The organism is Zobellia sp. OII3 (assembly GCF_002211465.1).
GTDB lineage: Bacteria > Bacteroidota > Bacteroidia > Flavobacteriales > Flavobacteriaceae > Zobellia > Zobellia galactanivorans.
Genome location: NZ_MWRZ01000040.1, coordinates 1 through 763 on the forward strand (window position 1 = coordinate 1; position 763 = coordinate 763).

Here is a 763-nt window from a genome sequence, read left to right on the forward strand (position 1 = left end):
CAAGTGCTGGCAACCAGGCCATCACGAACTTGGCCGACCCAACCGCTCCACAGGACGCGGCCACTAAGGCTTATGTGGATGCCTTGGATACGGACGATGCCGATGCTGATCCAAATAATGAGATCCAGGATGCTGCTGAAGTAGCTTTGGGAACTCCATTTGACGTGGACGGGGATAGTGTGAACGAAACGAACGTACAGGAAGCTTTGGAGGATTTGGCGGCCAATAGTAGCGATGACCAACAGATCGGTAGCGCTGTGGCCACGGCCAATGAAACCGTATCCATCAATTTGGAGCGTGGTGGTTCTACGACCATAAACATTCAGGATGCCGATGCGGACCCGAACAATGAGAACCAAACGGTTTCCTCGGGAACCGGTATAACGGTAAACCAAAGCGGACAAAATTTTGAAGTAGTGAATGCCGCACCCGATCAAACCGTGACCATCACTGATGGAGGTAGCGGAAATGTTGTGGTGAGCGGAACATATCCCGACCTGATCGTGGATGTGCCTTCCTTGGACGATGCGGATGCGGACCCTACCAATGAGCTGACATTATTAGGCAGCGGGGCCCCATCGGTTACGCCTAGCAATAGCGGTGTTACCTATGTCGATGAGGTAGCGGGACAATTATATGTTTATGATGGAAGTACATGGAATGCCGTAGGTGGAAACGCGACACTCGATTTGGACGGCGACCCTAACAACGAGATCCAAGATCTGAGCCTTACGGGAAACATCCTAAAGGTCACGAATAATAC

General features: G+C 51.5%; 1 protein-coding gene. It reads left to right on the forward strand.

Annotated features, from left to right (window positions below):
• The coding region (locus tag B4Q04_RS22395) for a hypothetical protein (RefSeq protein ID WP_088698195.1) at positions 1 to 763 on the forward strand (763 nt) is incomplete at both ends.